Annotated in this window: 17 protein-coding genes, 2 tRNA genes and 1 pseudogene; 3 read left to right on the top strand and 17 right to left on the bottom strand. The window is 69.3% G+C overall.

Translation table 11 applies throughout. The features are described 5' to 3' along the window. Positions 1 to 217 precede the first annotated feature (217 nt). Both OO70_RS26395 and OO70_RS26390 read left to right on the top strand, forming a co-directional pair. The gene (locus OO70_RS26395) at positions 218 to 1,543 is read left to right on the top strand and encodes a cytochrome b/b6 domain-containing protein (protein WP_199827406.1); all 1,326 of its coding nucleotides are present in this window, start codon (positions 218 to 220) and stop codon (positions 1,541 to 1,543) included. Further along, positions 1,540 to 3,153 (top strand): NADH-quinone oxidoreductase subunit NuoF family protein, encoded by a 1,614-nt coding sequence (locus tag OO70_RS26390; protein WP_043676445.1) that lies wholly within the window; start codon positions 1,540 to 1,542, stop codon positions 3,151 to 3,153. Before OO70_RS26395 ends, OO70_RS26390 begins: the two co-directional genes overlap by 4 nt. A 123-nt stretch (positions 3,154 to 3,276) precedes the next feature. Here the strand turns inward: OO70_RS26390 and OO70_RS26385 are convergent. From OO70_RS26385 to OO70_RS55440, 11 genes and pseudogenes are all read right to left on the bottom strand, one after another. After that, a tRNA-Ala gene (locus tag OO70_RS26385) sits at positions 3,277 to 3,349 on the bottom strand. A gap of 133 nt (positions 3,350 to 3,482) precedes the next feature. After that, positions 3,483 to 3,716 carry a hypothetical protein gene (locus tag OO70_RS26380; RefSeq protein ID WP_003976229.1) on the bottom strand — a complete coding sequence of 78 codons (234 nt, stop codon included), beginning with the start codon at positions 3,714 to 3,716 and terminating at the stop codon, positions 3,483 to 3,485. A gap of 3 nt (positions 3,717 to 3,719) precedes the next feature. Further along, positions 3,720 to 3,893 carry a hypothetical protein gene (locus tag OO70_RS53915; protein WP_019063265.1) on the bottom strand — a complete coding sequence of 58 codons (174 nt, stop codon included), beginning with the start codon at positions 3,891 to 3,893 and terminating at the stop codon, positions 3,720 to 3,722. Between the two features lie 69 nt (positions 3,894 to 3,962). Then, a pseudogene (locus OO70_RS56150) lies at positions 3,963 to 4,219 on the bottom strand (MFS transporter); the annotation flags it as partial. Positions 4,220 to 4,308: 89 nt separating this feature from the next. After that, a tRNA-Ala gene (locus tag OO70_RS26375) sits at positions 4,309 to 4,381 on the bottom strand. A 94-nt stretch (positions 4,382 to 4,475) separates the two neighbouring features. Beyond that, complete coding sequence (locus tag OO70_RS26370) at positions 4,476 to 5,141, bottom strand: histidine phosphatase family protein (RefSeq protein WP_043676440.1); 666 nt, start codon at positions 5,139 to 5,141, stop codon at positions 4,476 to 4,478. Further along, positions 5,138 to 5,581: a ribosome silencing factor gene (gene rsfS, locus OO70_RS26365; protein ID WP_043676438.1), complete on the bottom strand. Its 444-nt coding sequence runs from the start codon at positions 5,579 to 5,581 to the stop codon at positions 5,138 to 5,140. The genes OO70_RS26370 and rsfS overlap by 4 nt, the downstream gene beginning before the upstream one ends. Before the next feature lie 165 nt (positions 5,582 to 5,746). Beyond that, positions 5,747 to 7,432, bottom strand: a complete 1,686-nt coding sequence (locus OO70_RS26360; protein WP_043676437.1) for an LCP family protein — start codon at positions 7,430 to 7,432, stop codon at positions 5,747 to 5,749. Between the two features lie 16 nt (positions 7,433 to 7,448). Further along, a complete protein-coding gene (nadD, locus tag OO70_RS26355) occupies positions 7,449 to 8,138 on the bottom strand; it encodes a nicotinate-nucleotide adenylyltransferase (RefSeq protein ID WP_043676435.1) in 690 nt (229 codons plus the stop codon). 67 nt (positions 8,139 to 8,205) lie between these two features. Next, positions 8,206 to 8,367, bottom strand: coding sequence for a hypothetical protein (locus OO70_RS55445; RefSeq protein ID WP_043676433.1), 162 nt, complete (start codon positions 8,365 to 8,367; stop codon positions 8,206 to 8,208). A 133-nt stretch (positions 8,368 to 8,500) separates the two neighbouring features. Continuing rightward, a complete protein-coding gene (locus tag OO70_RS55440; protein ID WP_043676431.1) occupies positions 8,501 to 8,662 on the bottom strand; it encodes a hypothetical protein in 162 nt (53 codons plus the stop codon). 101 nt (positions 8,663 to 8,763) lie between these two features. Here OO70_RS55440 and OO70_RS26340 point away from each other — a divergent pair, with 101 nt between their 5' ends. Next, on the top strand, positions 8,764 to 9,888 hold the full coding sequence (locus OO70_RS26340; protein ID WP_043676429.1) for a M48 family metallopeptidase: 1,125 nt from the start codon (positions 8,764 to 8,766) through the stop codon (positions 9,886 to 9,888). Positions 9,889 to 9,991: 103 nt separating this feature from the next. Here the strand turns inward: OO70_RS26340 and OO70_RS26335 are convergent, their stop codons facing one another. From OO70_RS26335 to OO70_RS26310, 6 genes are all read right to left on the bottom strand, one after another. Next, positions 9,992 to 11,071: an SCO2583 family membrane protein gene (locus tag OO70_RS26335; protein WP_043676427.1), complete on the bottom strand. Its 1,080-nt coding sequence runs from the start codon at positions 11,069 to 11,071 to the stop codon at positions 9,992 to 9,994. Between the two features lie 89 nt (positions 11,072 to 11,160). Further along, on the bottom strand, positions 11,161 to 11,742 hold the full coding sequence (locus OO70_RS26330) for an SCO2584 family spore wall biosynthesis protein (RefSeq protein WP_043676425.1): 582 nt from the start codon (positions 11,740 to 11,742) through the stop codon (positions 11,161 to 11,163). A 120-nt stretch (positions 11,743 to 11,862) separates the two neighbouring features. Next, positions 11,863 to 13,149 (bottom strand): glutamate-5-semialdehyde dehydrogenase, encoded by a 1,287-nt coding sequence (locus tag OO70_RS26325; RefSeq protein ID WP_043676424.1) that lies wholly within the window; start codon positions 13,147 to 13,149, stop codon positions 11,863 to 11,865. 94 nt (positions 13,150 to 13,243) lie between these two features. Continuing rightward, positions 13,244 to 13,702 (bottom strand): hypothetical protein, encoded by a 459-nt coding sequence (locus tag OO70_RS26320; RefSeq protein WP_033285916.1) that lies wholly within the window; start codon positions 13,700 to 13,702, stop codon positions 13,244 to 13,246. 146 nt (positions 13,703 to 13,848) lie between these two features. Next, positions 13,849 to 14,955, bottom strand: coding sequence for a glutamate 5-kinase (gene proB / locus OO70_RS26315; RefSeq protein ID WP_043676420.1), 1,107 nt, complete (start codon positions 14,953 to 14,955; stop codon positions 13,849 to 13,851). Positions 14,956 to 15,176: 221 nt separating this feature from the next. Continuing rightward, entirely contained in the window at positions 15,177 to 16,394 is a 1,218-nt protein-coding gene (locus OO70_RS26310; protein WP_043676738.1) for a glycosyltransferase family 2 protein, read from the bottom strand. Positions 16,395 to 16,475 lie beyond the last annotated feature (81 nt).

Here is a 16,475-nt window from a genome sequence, read left to right as displayed (position 1 = left end):
ACGCGCTTCCGTATGCCTTCTAGATGCCTCCGCGCATCGCCGGCAGGACCGCCCCAAGGCCAAAGGTTACTTCGCGTAACGCCCCCTAAGGGACATCACCACAACCGCATAGTCGTTTGATAACAACGCAATAACTCAAACCTCGTACCCACCGGTATGGAGCCACTTAGAGTTCGGCAGCGGGACCGCTTTCCCGATACTGCTCGGAGTTGCCCCCATGAACCCTCGTCGTAGTACCAGTTCGCTCCCCAAGCCGGGCCGTTCGGCCTATGGCGTGGTGAGCCTCGTCGTCCTGATCTTCATACCTGTGTTCGTGCTGCTCGGAGGCAGTCAGGTACAGGACTTCCTCAACTTCGGTGCGGGCGTTCTCTCGCTCGTCTCGCTCACCTGCTCGGTGATCTGGGGGCTGGTCGCCCAGGACCGGGTCGTCCTCAACATCCGCCAGCGGATCGTGGCCCAGGGCATCCACCGGGTGACCGCCGTCGGCTCGATCGCGTTCCTCGTGATCCACATCACGGTCAAGCTGGCACTCGACCACACCGTCCTGATCGCCGCGCTGATCCCCTTCAGCCTCGGCGTGAAGGGCAGCGCCGGACTCATCGGCCTCGGCTCCCTGGCCGGCCTGCTCATGATCTTCGTGGGCATCACCGGCGCCCTGCGCAACCAGTTCGCCTCCCCGGCCCCGGTCGCCGCGCGCTGGCGCGCGATGCACATGCTGGCCTACCCGGCCTGGTGCGCGGCCCTGGTCCACGGCCTGTTCGCGGGCCGCGCGGCGAAGCCGTTCTTCATGATCTCGTACGAGCTGTGCCTGGTCGGGGTCGCCGCCGCCCTCGCCCTGCGCTCGGCACCCCGCCCCTTCAAGCGGAAGGTCGCCGACAGGATCGCCATGCTCCTGGGCAACGAGGAGCGGCCGGGCCTCGACGAACTCGACGCGAGCCGCGGCCGCGTGGGCGAGTCCGCGCTGCCGGGCTTCGAGAAGCGCGAGAGCCGGCGACCGGCGCAGCCCTCGTTCACCGAGACCGGGTCGATCCCGCGCGTGGACCCCGCCGCCCAGTACGAGACGAGGTCCATGACCCCCATGGCCGACACGAACGGTTTCGCGGCCGCCTACCGCACCGCCACGCCGGAGTCCACCGGCCAGATGCCGTACGTCACCGACCAGACCTCGCGCATGAACGTGCCGATGGACATGCAGAACACACAGGCGGTCCCGCGCGCGGACACCGGCGGCAGCACCTCGGGCACCTGGCCGGTCCCGTCGCCGCCGCCGGTCGGCGAGGCACCCCCGTCGGCCTACGACCCGCTCCAGGACACCGGGTACAACAACATCCCCACGTACAACAACAATCCGGGCACGGGCGGGTACGGCGACGGATACGTGTACCCCACCGGTGAGTCGAACGGTGCCTCCGGTACGTACAACCCCAATGACACGTACAACAGCGGTCCCGCCACTGATCAAACGCCCAACGCTTCGTACGACTTCGACGCGCAGGGCGGCTCGGGCGAACCTTGGAACACGCCTTCCGGAGGCTATAGGTGAACGAGGCCCTGCCCGACGTCCCAGAAGTCCGCGTCGTCGGGCTTCCTCAGCTCACGTCTGGCTTCGACCTTGTCGAGAGACTCGACCTGCCCATGCACCTCAAGGTGCACGGGCCGCTCGAGCCGATGGGCGGGGAGCAGCTCGCGAAGCTCTCCGAGGCCATCAACCTGAAGGGCCGCGGCGGCGCGGGATTCCCCTTCCACAAGAAGCTGCGGTCGGTCGCCGAAGCGGCGATCAAACGTGGCGTACGACCGGTCGTCGTCGTCAACGGCAGTGAGGACGAACCGGCCTGCCGCAAGGACACGGTGCTCATCAACCGTGCCCCGCACCTCATCCTGGACGGCGCCCTGCTGGTCGCCGAGGCCCTTGGTGCCCGCACGCTCGTGGTGGGGGTCACCCGGGAGTCGACGCAGCGCTCCATGGAGGCCGCGCTCGCCGAACGCGGCCTGAGCAACACCCGCCGCTCGGCCCTGAAGGCGTTCGTCCAGCGCAACCCGGTCCGCATGGTCACCGGCGCCGCCGCGTCGCTGATCCGCTCGATCGACGGCGGCCCGGCGATCCCGCCCGGCCGCAAGGTCAGCGCCTCCCAGAACGGCGTCGGCGGCGCCCCCACCCTGCTCTCCAACGCCGAGACCTTCGCCCAACTCGCCATCGCCGCCCGCATCGGCCCCGAGCGCTACGGCAACACCGGCCTCTACGACGAGCCCGGCACCGTCATGCTCACGGTCTCCGGAGCGGTCGCGCGCCCCATGGTGATCGAGGTCCCCACAGGCGTACCGCTGCGCTACGTCCTGCAGCTGGCCGGCGCCCCGCCGGTCCCCCAGGGTGTGCTGACGGGCGGTTACCACGGCAAGTGGATCGACGCGGCGACGGTCAACGAGGCGATCGTCTCCCGCAACTCCCTGGACGCGGTGGGCGGTGCGCTCGGCGCCGGCGCCATCATGCCGATCACCCAGGAGACCTGCCCCCTGGGCGAGTCACTGCGCGTGGCCCAGTGGCTGGCCGACGAGAGCGCGGGACAGTGCGGTCCCTGCTACCTCGGTCTGCCCGCCGCCGCGCGCGGCATGGAGGACATCCTCAACGGCGGCGGCCCGGCCGCCCTGGAGGCGCTCAAGCAGGTCGCCAAGGCCGTGAAGCGGCGCGGCGCGTGCTCGCACCCGGACGGCTCCGCGATGTTCCTGGAGTCGACCATCAAGGCGTTCACGGACGACCTCGCCGCCCACGTCCTCGGAAACGGCTGCGGAAGGCCCGTGGAGGGCGTTCTGCCGCTCTTCGAGGGCGGCCAGCTCCCCGCGGGCATCACGAGCGGCGCGGAGCCCGAGGACAACGGTCCCAGCCGTCAGAAGATCTACGTCGACTGGACGCTGTGCCGGGGCCACGGTCTGTGCGCGGACATCCTCCCGGAGGTCTTCGAACTCGGCGCCGACGGCTTCCCCACCGTCGCGCAGGCCCAGGTGCCGCGTTACGCGGAGGCGAAGGCGCTCCGCGCGGTGCGCCGTTGCCCGGCGCTCGCCCTGCGCCTGGAGGAGGAGACGGCTCGCGACAAGGGACCGTCCCGCAACCTGCCGGTCCTGTCCCAGGGCCGCGGCCGACGGGCCCTCGGCCGCTGACCACACGGACTGCGGGCAGCCTCTTCTCAAGAAGAGGCTGCCCGCAGTTCCATGACCGGCGTCAACTCCCCCGGACACGACGAAGGCGGATCATCCCATCGGATGACCCGCCTTCAACTTCTGTGGAGCTAAGGAGAATTGAACTCCTGACCTCCTGCATGCCATGCAGGCGCTCTACCAACTGAGCTATAGCCCCTCGCGGTGTGCTACCGGGTCTCCCCGGCGGCGACGCCAACATTACCGGGCGACCCGGTGGACCACCAAATCGTTTCCGTCGCCCTGATCGTGACCGTGATCGCCGGGACCTCCTCGCGGGGTCCCGGCCGGAGTCAAGCGGTGACGAACGAATAGAACCGTTTCAACGTGCAGTGCTCTTCCAGGAGTCGACCGTAGATCGGCTCACCCTCGAGTTCGCGGTACGTCTCGATCGGGTCGCCCTTTATGATCAGCGCCCGCGCGCACTCCTCGCACCAGTACTGGTAGTCGGGATTCACCGGTTCCATGTCACGGACGATCGGCGTCCCACTGCCGCACCAGTCGCACTTTCGCCTGTGTGCACCCATCGATCAGCTCCAGCTGTGGCCGCAGGCCGTGCACACGTAGGAAACTCCGCCGTTGTCACCAAGGACTTGGGCCACGTGGGCGGAACCGCAGGAAGGGCAGCTCAGGCGGGTGATCGTATCCCGTATCAACGCCGCATCGAAGAGGTGGTCGACCTCCTCGATGATGCTCGCAGGCATCGCTACTCCCTCCCGTCGGGCCGCGCCCCCTTCCGGCCGTTTGATTCTGCCACGGCCGGACCAATACGGTCAGCGACGCCTTAGTACCAGTCCGGACACGGCACCCACCGCTGCCGTCCCCGCCAGGGCGAACCCGCCCGCCAAAAGCGCCTCCGAAGAGGTATACGCCCCCGGGGCCCAAGTGACTCAAGCCGGTCCAAGAAGAGTGTGCCGAAACCGCGAACCGCCCTCGCACCGGACGGCGGCGAGGGCCCGGCCCCCGCGCCGACGTACGCCACGTACAGTACGGCCCCGCCGCGGCCACCGCCTTCGAACACCAGCCCGACGAAAAAATCCCGCCCCTGAGCGGGACGGGATCTCATCGATACGATCTTGGACGAATCCGGATCTTTGACGACCCAGGAGTGTCGATCTGTGGAGCTAAGGAGAATTGAACTCCTGACCTCCTGCATGCCATGCAGGCGCTCTACCAACTGAGCTATAGCCCCTTGTGTTCTTCCCGCTCGGCGGGGCGAACAAGAAGAACTTTAGCCTGCGACCTGCCGGAAAGTGAAATCCGGGGTCGGGGCCCTGGAGGGCCGCTCAGTCGTCGTCGCCGAGCACCGGTTCCGGGAGCGTGCCGGCGTTGTGCTCCAGCAGGCGCCAGCCGCGGGCGCCCTCGCCGAGCACGGACCAGCAGCAGTTGGAGAGACCGCCGAGACTCTCCCAGTGCTGGGACTCCAGACCGAGGAGACGCCCGATGGTGGTGCGGATCGTGCCTCCGTGGCTGACCACCACGAGGGTGCCGTCCTCGGGCAGCTTCTCGGCGTGCCGCAGCACGACGGGGGCGGCCCGGTCGGCGACCTCGGTCTCCAGTTCGCCGCCGCCGCGGCGCACCGGCTCCCCGCGCTTCCACGCGGCGTACTCCTCGCCGTGGCGGCCGATGATCTCCTCGTGCGTCAGCCCCTGCCAGACGCCCGCGTAGGTCTCCCGCAGGCCCTCGTCGTGGGTGATGTCGAGGTCGGTGAGGGCGGACAGCTCGGCGGCCGTGTTCGCGGCCCGCTTCAGGTCGGAGGCGACGATCGCGTCGGGCTTGAGGGAGGCCAGCAGCCGGGCGGCCCGACGGGCCTGGCCGATGCCGGTCTCGGTGAGCTCGACGTCCGTGGTGCCCTGGAAGCGGCGCTCCACGTTCCAGGCGGTCTGGCCGTGCCGCCACAGGATGATCCGGCGACCACGGCCGGCCTTGCGGCCGTCCGCGCCGGCGGTCACCGCACCTCCCCGAACTCGGAGGCGTCCTCCTCGGCCCGCAGCTTGGCGTGCTCGGCAGCCTTGCCGCGGGTCGCCTTGGCCTCGGCGGGGAGGTCCAGCTCGGGGCAGTCCTTCCACAGCCGCTCCAGGGCGTAGAAGACGCGCTCCTCGCTGTGCTGGACGTGGACGACGATGTCGACGTAGTCGAGCAGGATCCAGCGGGCGTCACGGTCGCCCTCGCGGCGCACCGGCTTGGCGCCGAGTTCCTTGTTGAGCCGCTCCTCGATCTCGTCGACGATCGACTTGACCTGACGGTCGTTGGGAGCGGAGGCCAGCAGGAAGGCGTCCGTGATCGACAGCACATCGCTGACGTCGTAGGCGATGATGTCGTGCGCGAGCTTGTCGGCGGCCGCCTGGGCGGCGGCGGAGATGAGCTCGATGGAGCGGTCAGTGGCGGTCACTACGCGGCTTTCGGTCGGCGGTCAACAGACCTCAAGGGTCTCACGGACCGCGGACGGCACCCCACGTGAATAACGGATCACACCCCGGACACCGGTCAGGACACCGGCTCCGGCCTCCGGGGCGTGTTCTCCGTCACCACCACTGTCATCACCACTGTGTCTACGTCACGAGGACGACGACGGCTTGTAGTCCTCCCCCAGGAGCACCGAGACATCCGCGTTCGCGGAGACCGTGCCCTTGGTCACCGTGCTGGTCGGCAGGCCCAGGGTCTTGGCGACCTCGGTGGCGTTCTCCTTGTCGGCCGCGTCGGAGTACGTGACCTTGGACGTGGCCGAGGCCGCGGACGAGGTGCCAGCCTCCAGGAAGGTGAAGCCGCCGTTGAGGAGGACGACCCGCGCCTTCTCGGTGTCGTCCTTGACACCGGTGGCGTTCTGGACGGCGACCCGGACCGCCGAACCCTCGTCTGGGCTCTTCGCGCTGCCGCCGAGGACGTCCTTGACGACACTGGCGGAAGCCTGCGCGGTCATGGTGCCGTCGTTCTGGACGGGCAGCAGGGCCGTCTTGTAGTCGCCGCCCTTGGCGAGGTCGGCGAGCTTGGCGAGGAAGGTGCCGAGGTCCTTGTCGGTGAGCGACGGGTCGAGGATCTGGGCCAGCGTCTGCACGGTGGTGGTCGCCGCCGTCGGGTCGGAGGTCAGCTGCCGCAGGACGCCCTGCATGACCTGGCCGAACCGCTCCAGCTGGGCGTTCTGTGCCTCGCCCGAGGCGCGGTAGGTGGCGTAGGCGACGGCCGACTTGCCGCTGAGGGTCTGGTCCTTGCCCTTGTGGACGAGGGGCGCGGCACCCTTCTTCGTCGCGGCCGGGTCGGGTACGGCGACATTGGTGTCGATGTTGATGTTGCCGACGAGGTCGACCAGGTTCTGGAGGTAGGGGGTGTCCAGGCGCCAGGTGCCCTCGATGTTGGTGCCGAGGACCGTGTCGAGTTCGTCGCGCGTCCCGGAGGAGCCGTCGTCGTCGACCGACTTGGCCAGCGTCGTGGTGTTGCCGTCGTCATCCGTGAGGGCGAGGGAGTTGGGCACCAGGACGGTGGTGCCCTGCTTGGTGGTGGTGTTGTCGACGAGCAGCGCCGTGGACGTGCCGCCCCCCGAGGTGTTGTGCAGATGGACGACGATCACGTCGCGGTTCTGGGCGCCCGCGGCCGTCGTCGTACCGGACTTCGAGGCGGACGAGGACACTCCGGGGAGCTTCCCCGCGTACCAGAGGTAGCCGACTCCGCCGGACACGACCAGCGCCAGGACCACGACGAGAGCGACCATGCGGCCGCGGGCCCTGCGCTTGGCCTCCTCGCGGCGCTCGGTGCGGTTCTCGGTGAAGTTCAGCCAGTCGATGACGTCCTCGGAGTCGTCGGTCGGCTCCTCCACGAAGGCGAACTGCCCGGTGTTGTAGTCCCGTTCACCGGTGTCGGTGGCTTCCGTGTCCTCGGCCGGTCCTGCCTGCTGCGGGATGTAGGCGGTCTGCTCGGCGACCCGGGGCTGCTGTCCGCTGGTCGCGGTCTGCCCGTAGGGGTCGTACGCCGTCGTCGTCCCGGTGGCGTACGGGTCGTAGCCGGACTGGGGCGTCGAGGGCGCCTGCTGGCCCGTGTCGTAGGACGGGGCCTGCTGCTGCGTTCCGGTCGCGTACGGGTCGTAGGCATAGCCCTGTTGTTGCTGTCCGTACGGGTCGTACGGCTGCTGCTGCGGGGGCTGTTGGGTCTGCTGGGCCGGGATCTGACGGTAGACAGGCTGGTTGTACTCGTCGTAGCCGACGAGTTCGTACTGGTCGCCGCCGTACCCGGCGTCGTATCGGTCGTTCACCGGTGCCCCTCTCGGCTCACTCGCCGCGGTACAGCTCGCGCTTGTCGATATAGCGCACGACTCCGTCGGGCACCAGGTACCAGACGGGATCACCCTTCGCGACTCTCGCACGGCAGTCTGTTGAGGAGATGGCCAGCGCGGGAACCTCGACCAGCGAGACGCCGCCCTCCGGGAGACCCGGGTCGGTCAGTGTGTGGCCGGGGCGGGTGACCCCGATGAAGTGCGCGAGGGAGAACAGTTCCTCCGCGTCCCGCCAGGTCAAGATCGCGCCGAGGGCGTCGGCGCCGGTGATGAAGAAGAGGTCCGCGTCGGGGTTGATCGCGCGCAGGTCGCGCAGGGTGTCCGTGGTGTAGGTGGGGCCGCCGCGGTCGATGTCGATGCGACTCACCGAGAACTGGGGGTTCTCGGCGGTCGCGATCACCGTCATCAGGTAGCGGTCCTCGGCCAGGGCGACCTTGCGGTCGGTCTTCTGCCACGGCTGGCCGGTGGGCACGAACACCACCTCGTCCAGGTGGAACTGCGCGGCGACCTCACTGGCCGCCACGAGGTGTCCGTGGTGGATCGGGTCGAACGTTCCGCCCATGACGCCGAGACGGCGCTTGCCGGGGTTCGACGGGCCGTTGTTGCGCGGGCCGTTCACCATTCGGTTCTCCGTGCCGCGCGTCGTGTCGTTCGCCGGACCGGTAGGCATGTCCTGCTCTCCCATGCGTGCAGACCCTACCGGCCCGGTGTGAAGACCCCGGGACCCGTCCGGTGGACAGAAGGGACAGACCCTAGCGGTCGCGGTTGAAGCGGGTGGTGATCCACAGCAGAAGCATCAGGAGGAGGAACGCGCCGCCACCGGTGATGATCGGCTGGAGGCTCTCGTGGTTGCCCCCGCCCTCCCCCTCGGCGGCAAGAGTGACCAACTGGGCAGCAGTGCCGTGGATGCTCATCTTCAGCAGTACCTATCGGGTGTGGGCGGGATAAAGATGTCGGCCCATGGTAAGCGGGCGTCCCGGCGGCGATCACGCCGACTCCGCCATTGGGAAACCGAGATGGGCATCGGCGGGGAACTCGACGGGCGTCTCAGTCGTCCTTCTGTTTGTACCCGCGCAGCAGGAACCACGCGGTCAGGATGCAGCCGAGGAACATCACGATCAGTACGACCCTGAGCAGATCCCCCGACCCTTGCCGGGGGGCGGCGCTCGCGGCCGCTGCGAGCCAGGCGGCTGCGGAATGGGGCTCCATGCGTTGACTCCTTCGCTGTACTGCCCGTCAACGGTATCTCCGCCTAGGCTGGGCTCTGCTTCGGGGGCACTCAGGGCACTCACACGCACATGGGGGACCACATGTCCGAAGACGGCCACGAGCAGAACGGGCACGAGAACGTGCCGAGCAGGCAGCGCAGGCGCTTCCCGGGAATCTCCTCGCGTGCGTACGAACACCCGGCCGACCGCTCCGCCCTGGTGGCGCTGCGCAAGCTGACCGGGTTCGACACGGTGTTCAAGGCGCTCAGCGGGCTGCTGCCCGAGCGCAGTCTGCGGCTGCTGTTCCTCTCCGACTCGGTGCGCGTGTCGGACCAGCAGTTCTCGCATCTCAACGACATGCTGCGGGACGCCTGTTACATCCTGGACCTGGAGAAGGTCCCGCCGATGTACGTCACCCAGGACCCGCAGCCCAACGCGATGTGCATCGGCCTGGACGAGCCGATCATCGTCGTCACCACCGGCCTGGTCGAGCTGCTCGACGAGGAGGAGATGCGGGCGGTCGTCGGCCACGAGGTGGGCCACGCGCTGTCCGGCCACTCCGTGTACCGCACGATCCTGCTGTTCCTGACCAGCCTGGCCCTGAAGGTCGCCTGGATCCCGCTGGGCAACCTCGCGATCCTGGCGATCGTGACGGCGCTGCGCGAGTGGTTCCGCAAGTCGGAGCTGTCCGCCGACCGCGCGGGCCTCCTGGTCGGCCAGGACCTGCGGGCCTCGATGCGCGGCCTGATGAAGATCGCGGGCGGCAACCACCTGCACGAGATGAACGTGGACGCCTTCCTCAAGCAGGCCGAGGAGTTCGAGTCGGGCGGCGACCTGCGCGACTCGGTGCTGAAGATCCTGAACGTGCTGCCCCGTTCCCACCCGTTCACCACGGTGCGGGCGGCCGAGCTGAAGAAGTGGGCCGAGTCCCGCGACTACCAGCGGATCATGGACGGCCACTACCCCCGGCGCAGCGAGGACAAGGACACCTCGGTCACGGACTCGTTCCGCGAGTCGGCGGCGAGCTACGCCAGCAATGTGAAGAGCTCCAAGGACCCGCTGATGAAGCTGGTCAGCGACATCGCCGGCGGCGCGGGCGACCTGGGCGGCCGGGTGCGGCGCGGCTTCGGCGGCTTCGCGACCACCTCACCGCAGGACGAGCCCACCGGCTCGGCCAACGGCACCGAGCAGCCGCCCACGGACACGCCGCCGCGCGACGAGGACTGACCTCGCTCGCGTTCCCGTAGTCCAGGTGCTCGGCCCCGTGGACCAGGCGCTCGACCTCAGGTGCGAAAACTCAGGAAACTCACACCTTCGGAACTCGGGAAACTCACACCTTGGGCTGCGCACTGGTCGACAACGACCCGCACACCGCCGTGGCACTGCCCGTCGCGTACGGGTCGGTGCCGGCCGGGCCGCCCGCCTTGGCGGTCTGGCCGGCGAGCAGCGGGTGCAGATGGGTCACGGAGTCGTCGGCGCAGGACAGCGGCCCGGCCTGGACGTAGGAGACGACGATCTGGGCCTGGTGCATGCGGAGGTCGTCGCGGTCGAAGCGGAAGTGCAGTTCGCGGCGGACGGTGAACAGGGACACCTGGGCCGCCTCGGCGGAGCCCGCCGAGGCGGTCGGCCGCAGCGCGTAGACGAAGACTCCGTCGGCGGTGACCTCGATGGTGGACGAGTCGATCTCGGTGGCCTGGAGGGAGCCCTGGACGCGGATCTTGCGGTCGGCCAGCTGGACGCGTGACGGATCGAAACGAACCAGCCATCCGGTGGGCTCGTGCCGGCCGTCGGCGGTCGGGTGCTCGAAACTCTGGTCGAACTGGTCGAGTTGGTCCGGGTCGACGAGGACGCGCGCGGGGCGGATCTGTCCGCCGGTGAGCACCGCCGGGTAGAGCGAGGACTCCACGATGTAGTCCTTGGCGGTGCTCAGGGCGGCGATGACCTGGCTGTCCGAGAAGTGCGCGGTGCGCCGCGCGGCCGGCAACGGTATGCCCTCGCCGCCGATGCCGAACTCGGCGGCGGGACTGTGCGTGTAGAGGGACTCGGCGTCGGCCGCTCCCGGCACCTTGCCCTGGGGGGACAGCGGGACGACGGTCATCCGCAGCGGCTCGGCGGGCTGCTGGGCCGTGGGGGTCGTGTAGGGATGCCGTACGCCCATGTAGATCGCGGTGCCGAAGGCGACGGCGATCAGCATGACCAGGATCAGTGCCTGGCGGGAGAGACCGCGGCGCAGGGCCGGGCGGCGGCGGACGGCCGGCGCGTGGTCGGCCATGCGCTCCTGTGCGGAGAATTCCTGGAGGCGGGCAGCGCGGACGAACGACTCGTCGAAGACGACGGATCGGTACTCGTCCTCACCACCACCGGGAGCGCCCTCGGGCGTCCCCTCGGGTGGGTCTCCTGGACCGCCCATACTTTCAGAGTAGGTCTCTGGAGCCTCAGGTAAACGCCCTGGTACACGACAAGTTCTGACAGGTTCTCACTGGGCCGGTCAGGGATCGCTCAGGGCTTGCGCGGGGCCGCCGAGAGAGGTGGCTGGGAGTTGTCGGCGGAAACGGAGGGTGCCGCCGCCGTGCCCTGTTCCACGCCGGTGGAGGCCGGGGGCGGGACACGGTCCCTGCTGCCCGAGGACGCGCCGCGGTAGACCGCCGAGAAAGCCAGGGCGACCATGCCGATGCCCATCACGAGGGCGAGCAGCCAAGCGACGGGGCGGTGCCAGCGGACCTGTTTGCCGTAGGTCCCCGGGGCGCCGTAGCGGCCCTCGACGACATCGGTGTCGTCCAGGTCGTCGAGTTCCGGATCATGGCCGAATTCACGCCCGTAGGCGTCCTCGAAGAGGTCGTCGTCGCCTCGTAGGCCTCTGCGGTGCTGCGCGCGGCGCGCCTCGGCCTCGGAGGCCTCGGCTCTCGCCTGCGCGGCGGCAAGGAGACGCTCGACGGCGGTCGGCTCGTGTACTACGGCCGCCCGTACGAAGGCCTCGTCGAAGACCACGGATGCGAACTCTTCGTCCGACATTCCGCGGTCGTGGTCGTCGTCGGGCTCCCAGCCGTCAGGGAACGGCGTGCCCCCCACGTCCTCCGGCACCTCTCCAGAGTAGACCTGGGGGGTCAATTTGGGCAGACGGTAGGGAAATTCATCCGCTGGCTGAGACGCCCCTCCCCCGACGAGGTGTTATGCCTGGCGCATATGCCGAACGGCACGGTCTCAGCGGCGGATGTGCCCGTCGCCCGTGACGATGTACTTGGTGCTCGTCAGCTCCGGCAGGCCCATCGGGCCCCGTGCGTGCAGCTTCTGGGTGGAGATCCCGATCTCCGCGCCGAAGCCGAACTGGCTGCCGTCCGTGAAGCGCGTGGAGGCGTTCACGGCGACGGTGGTGGAGTCGACCAGCTGGGTGAAACGGCGGGCGGCCTGCTGGGAGGTCGTGACGATCGCCTCGGTGTGGCCGGAGCTCCACAGCCGGATGTGCTGGACGGCCTTGTCGAGCGAGTCGACGACGGCGGCGGCGATGTCGTAGGAGAGGTACTCGGTGTCCCAGTCCTCCGGTGTGGCCTCGACGACGGTGGCCTCGGAGTCCTTGGCGTAGGCGAGCACGCGCTCGTCGGCGTGCACGGTGACGCCGGCCTCGGCGAGGGCGTCCAGGGCACGCGGCAGGAACTCGGGGGCGATGTCCTGGTGGACGAGGAGGGTCTCGGCGGCGTTGCAGACGCTGGGGCGCTGGGCCTTGGAGTTGATCAGGATGTCGATCGCCATGTCGAGGTCGGCGTCGGCGTCGACGTAGACGTGGCAGTTGCCGACGCCGGTCTCGATCACGGGGACGGTCGACTCGGTGACGACGGTCTGGATCAGGGAGGCGCCGCCGCGCGGGATCAGCACGTCGACGAGACCCCGGGCACGCATCAGCTCGCGCACGCTCTCGCGGTTCTCGCCGGGCACCAACTGCACGGCGTCGGCGGGCAGTCCGGCGCCGCCGACCGCGTCGCGGATGACGCGCACGAGGGCGGTGTTCGACTCGTAGGCGGAGGCCGAACCGCGCAGCAGGACCGCGTTGCCGGACTTGAGGCACAGCGCGGCGGCGTCCACGGTCACGTTCGGGCGGGCCTCGTAGATGATGCCGACGACTCCGAGGGGGACGCGGACCTGGCGCAGGTCGATGCCGTTCGGGAGGGTCGAGCCGCGGACGACCTCGCCGACCGGGTCGGGCAGCGCGACGACGTCCCGTACGTCGGAGGCGATGGCCCGGACGCGCTCGGGCGTCAGCGTCAGCCGGTCGATGACCGTCTCGCTGGTGCCGGCCGCACGGGCCTTGGCGATGTCCTTGGCGTTGGCCTCGACGATCTCGCTCGTACGGACTTCCAGCGCGTCCGCGATGGCGAGCAGCGCGTCGTCCTTCTCGGCGCGCGGGAGCGGCGCGAGGTCGGCGGCGGCGGACTTGGCGCGGTACGCGGCCTGCGTGACCGGTGACATGGAGTCGTACGGCGAGAGCGTGGTCATGAGGGAAGGGTAGTGCGCCGGGCGGAGGCGTCCACCGGCTGTACCAAACCGCGAGACAAGCCCGGAAGGGCCCGAACCCGACTCATAACGCATCTCAAAAGGGATGGACGCCGACCGGGGTCGCGGGCAGCGGGCCGTAGCCCTCGGAGATGCGCTGGTGGTAGGTCTCGCGGTCGATGACCTCCAGGCCGACGATCTCCCACGGCGGCAGTTTGGCGGTCTGGCGGTGCTCGCCCCACAGGCGCAGGGCGACGGCGGCGGCGTCGTGGAGGTCGCGGGCCTCTTCCCAGTAGCGGATCTCCGCGTGGTCGTTGGCGTAGCGGCTGGTCAGCAGAAAGGGGTGGTCGTGGGCGAGCTGTTCCAGACCGCGCCGCACCTCCTTCAGCGGGGCCTCGCCGCCGGAGACGCTGAGGGTGACATGCCACAGTCGGGGGAGGTCTTTCGGTTCCTCGCCCTCGTACCGGGCGCCGGCCGCGACGCTCGTGAGCGTGCGCTCCTCGCCGGGCGCGCGGGAGGTGGTACCACCGCGGGACGCCGCCGCCCCAGGGCGCACTCGTCTCACGACGGCCTCCTTACGCAAAGGTCGAGCTGCAGTGCTCGCGCGGAATTTGTCCCTGAGACAAAGTTGAGCAGGCCGAAGGCGTCCGCGTGGCGCTTTTACGGAAGGTCCACCGCGGGGAGGCGGACGTTTCGGTTGTTTTACGGGTGCAGGATCACCAGGTCGTCCCTGTGTACGACTTCCCTCTCGTACGACGGTCCCAGCTCCCGTGCCAGTTCCCTGGTGGAGCGGCCGATCAGCTGGGGGATCTCCTTGGCGTCGAAGTTGACGAGGCCCCGCGCGACCGCGTGTCCGACACTGTCCCGGAGCTCGACGGGGTCGCCCGCGCTGAACTCCCCTTCCACGGCGGCGATCCCGGCCGGCAGCAGCGACATCCGGCGCTGCACGACCGCGCGCACGGCACCGTCGTCGAGCGTCAACGAGCCCTGCGGGGTGGACGCGTGCTGGAGCCAGAGCAGCCGGTCGGCGGACCGCTTCCCGGTGGCGTGGAAGTACGTCCCGGTGTCGCCGCCGCTCATCGCGTCGGTGGCGTGGACCGCACTGGTCAGCACCACGGGGATGCCGGCGGCGGCGGCGATCCGGGCCGCCTCCACCTTGGTGACCATGCCGCCGGTGCCGACGCCGGCCTTGCCCGCGCTGCCGATGTCGACGTGCGCGAGGTCCTGCGGTCCCCGGACTTCCGCTATCCGCGAGGTGCCCGGCTTGCTGGGGTCGCCGTCGTAGACGCCGTCGATGTCGGAGAGCAGGACCAGCAGGTCGGCGTGGACGAGGTGGGCGACGAGGGCGGCGAGCCGGTCGTTGTCGCCGAAGCGGATCTCGTCGGTGGCGACGGTGTCGTTCTCGTTGACGATCGGGAGGGCACCCATGGCGAGGAGCTTGTCGAGGGTGCGGGAGGCGTTGCGGTGGTGGGAGCGGCGGCTCATGTCGTCGGAGGTGAGCAGCACCTGGCCGACGCGGATGCCGTAACGGGCGAAGGACGCGGTGTAGCGGGCGACGAGGAGGCCCTGGCCGACGCTGGCGGCTGCCTGCTGGCGGGCGAGGTCCTTGGGGCGGCGGCGCAGTCCGAGTGGCGCGAGGCCTGCGGCGATGGCGCCGGAGGAGACGAGGACGACCTCTTTCTCGCCTCCGCTGCGGCTCTTGGCGAGGACGTCGACGAGGGCGTCGACCCTGTCGGCGTCCAGGCCGCCGGCCGCGGTGGTCAGTGAGGAGGAACCCACCTTGACGACGATCCTGCGGGCCTCGGTCACGGCCTGCCTTGCCCCTACCACGTGCGGATTCCCCTCGGGTGGGTTCGGGTGACCCCCGGCAATTTACGCGAACCGGGTTGGGGTGTGCACGTTGGTCCAGGTCGCGGACAGATGGGTTGAGTTTCGGGTGCGGGTCGGTGGGGGCTGGTCGCGCCCACGCGGCGGAGCCGCAAATCGACACAGCCCCGCGCCCCTTAAAAACGCAGGCCGGCCCGTGTCTTTTAGGGGCGCGGGGAACTGCGCGACCAGCCACGACGCACCTGCACCCGACGTACTTTCCGCGCCACCCTTCGCAAGAACACACCCGCTCCCCCCTCCCGATATCCCTCCACCGCACGCGCCTCACGAGGTTCGGCCATATAGAGGGAGTCAGGCAGCCCCGCCTCACCCGATCGGAAGTGGGGATAGGCCAGATACACCCGACGCCCCCGCTTCTCCACCACCGCCTCGGGGCGCTTCCTCGACTTGATGAACTCGGCCACGTCCAACAGGAGTTCGGGGCGTTCAGCAGCCACCAGGTGCAGCCGCAACCGCTCGTCGACCTTGAGTCGCAGCGCCACCTCGTCCGTCCAGTGCGCGGACATCAACGGCTTGGCCAGCTCGAACTTGTGGCGTCGGACCTGCTCACTGTCCCCCACGTACTTCGGACCGAACTGCGGGAGCAGGGTGACAAGGAACGGGCGAACCATCAACTTGTCCCGCTCCACCCCCGGCGGGACCATCTCGGCGATGAGGTTCATCAACGCGCGCGCGGAGTCGAAGCGCAGGGTGTAACTCCCGCTCTGCGTCACGTGTTTGCCGTCGTCGCGGCCCACGAGGTAGTAGCAGGTGTGGTCGGCGATGACGGAGACGCCGTCGGCCCGCAGATACGCCTCCATCGTGAACAGCGCGTCCTCGCCGGTGAACAGCGACTCGTCGAACCGCATGCCGTTCCGCTCCAACAGCGCCCGCCGGAACAGCTTCTGGGCGCTCAGGGTGAACTTGATGTTGGAGTGGAAGACGTCGGTGCGCTCCAGCGTCTCGACCCACGCGGCCTTGGGCGGGACGCGGTTGATGCCCTCGACCTTGCCGAGGACGACGTCCGTGCCGTTGCGGTCGGCCATCGCGACCATGCGCTCCAGGGCCTCGGGGGCGAGCCGGTCGTCGGCGTCGAGGAAGAAGACGTAGCGCCCGCTCGCCTTGCCGAGGCCGACGTTGCGCGGGGAGCTGGGGCCGCCGGAGTTCTCCTGACGGATCACCGTGACGTGGGTCGCGGCGCGGGCCGCGAACTCCTCCAGGTACTCCCCCGTGCCGTCCGTCGAGCCGTCGTCGACGGCGATGACCTCGATACGGGCCGGGTCCAGAGTCTGCGCCTCGACCGAGCGCAGGCACTCGACCAGGTAGGGCATCGCCTCGTACGCCCCGATGACCACGGTCACATCAGGCTGCGTCATGGGCACGCGCTCCCCTTTGTCCATTGGATCGCCATCTTCAAGACAGCCGACCGAGTGGATCGGTTGTCTTCCGTCAGCAGGGGATAC

Source organism: Streptomyces xylophagus, from assembly GCF_000716435.1.
GTDB classification, from domain to species: domain Bacteria; phylum Actinomycetota; class Actinomycetes; order Streptomycetales; family Streptomycetaceae; genus Streptomyces; species Streptomyces xylophagus.
This window is presented reverse-complemented; position numbering and strand designations above follow the sequence as displayed.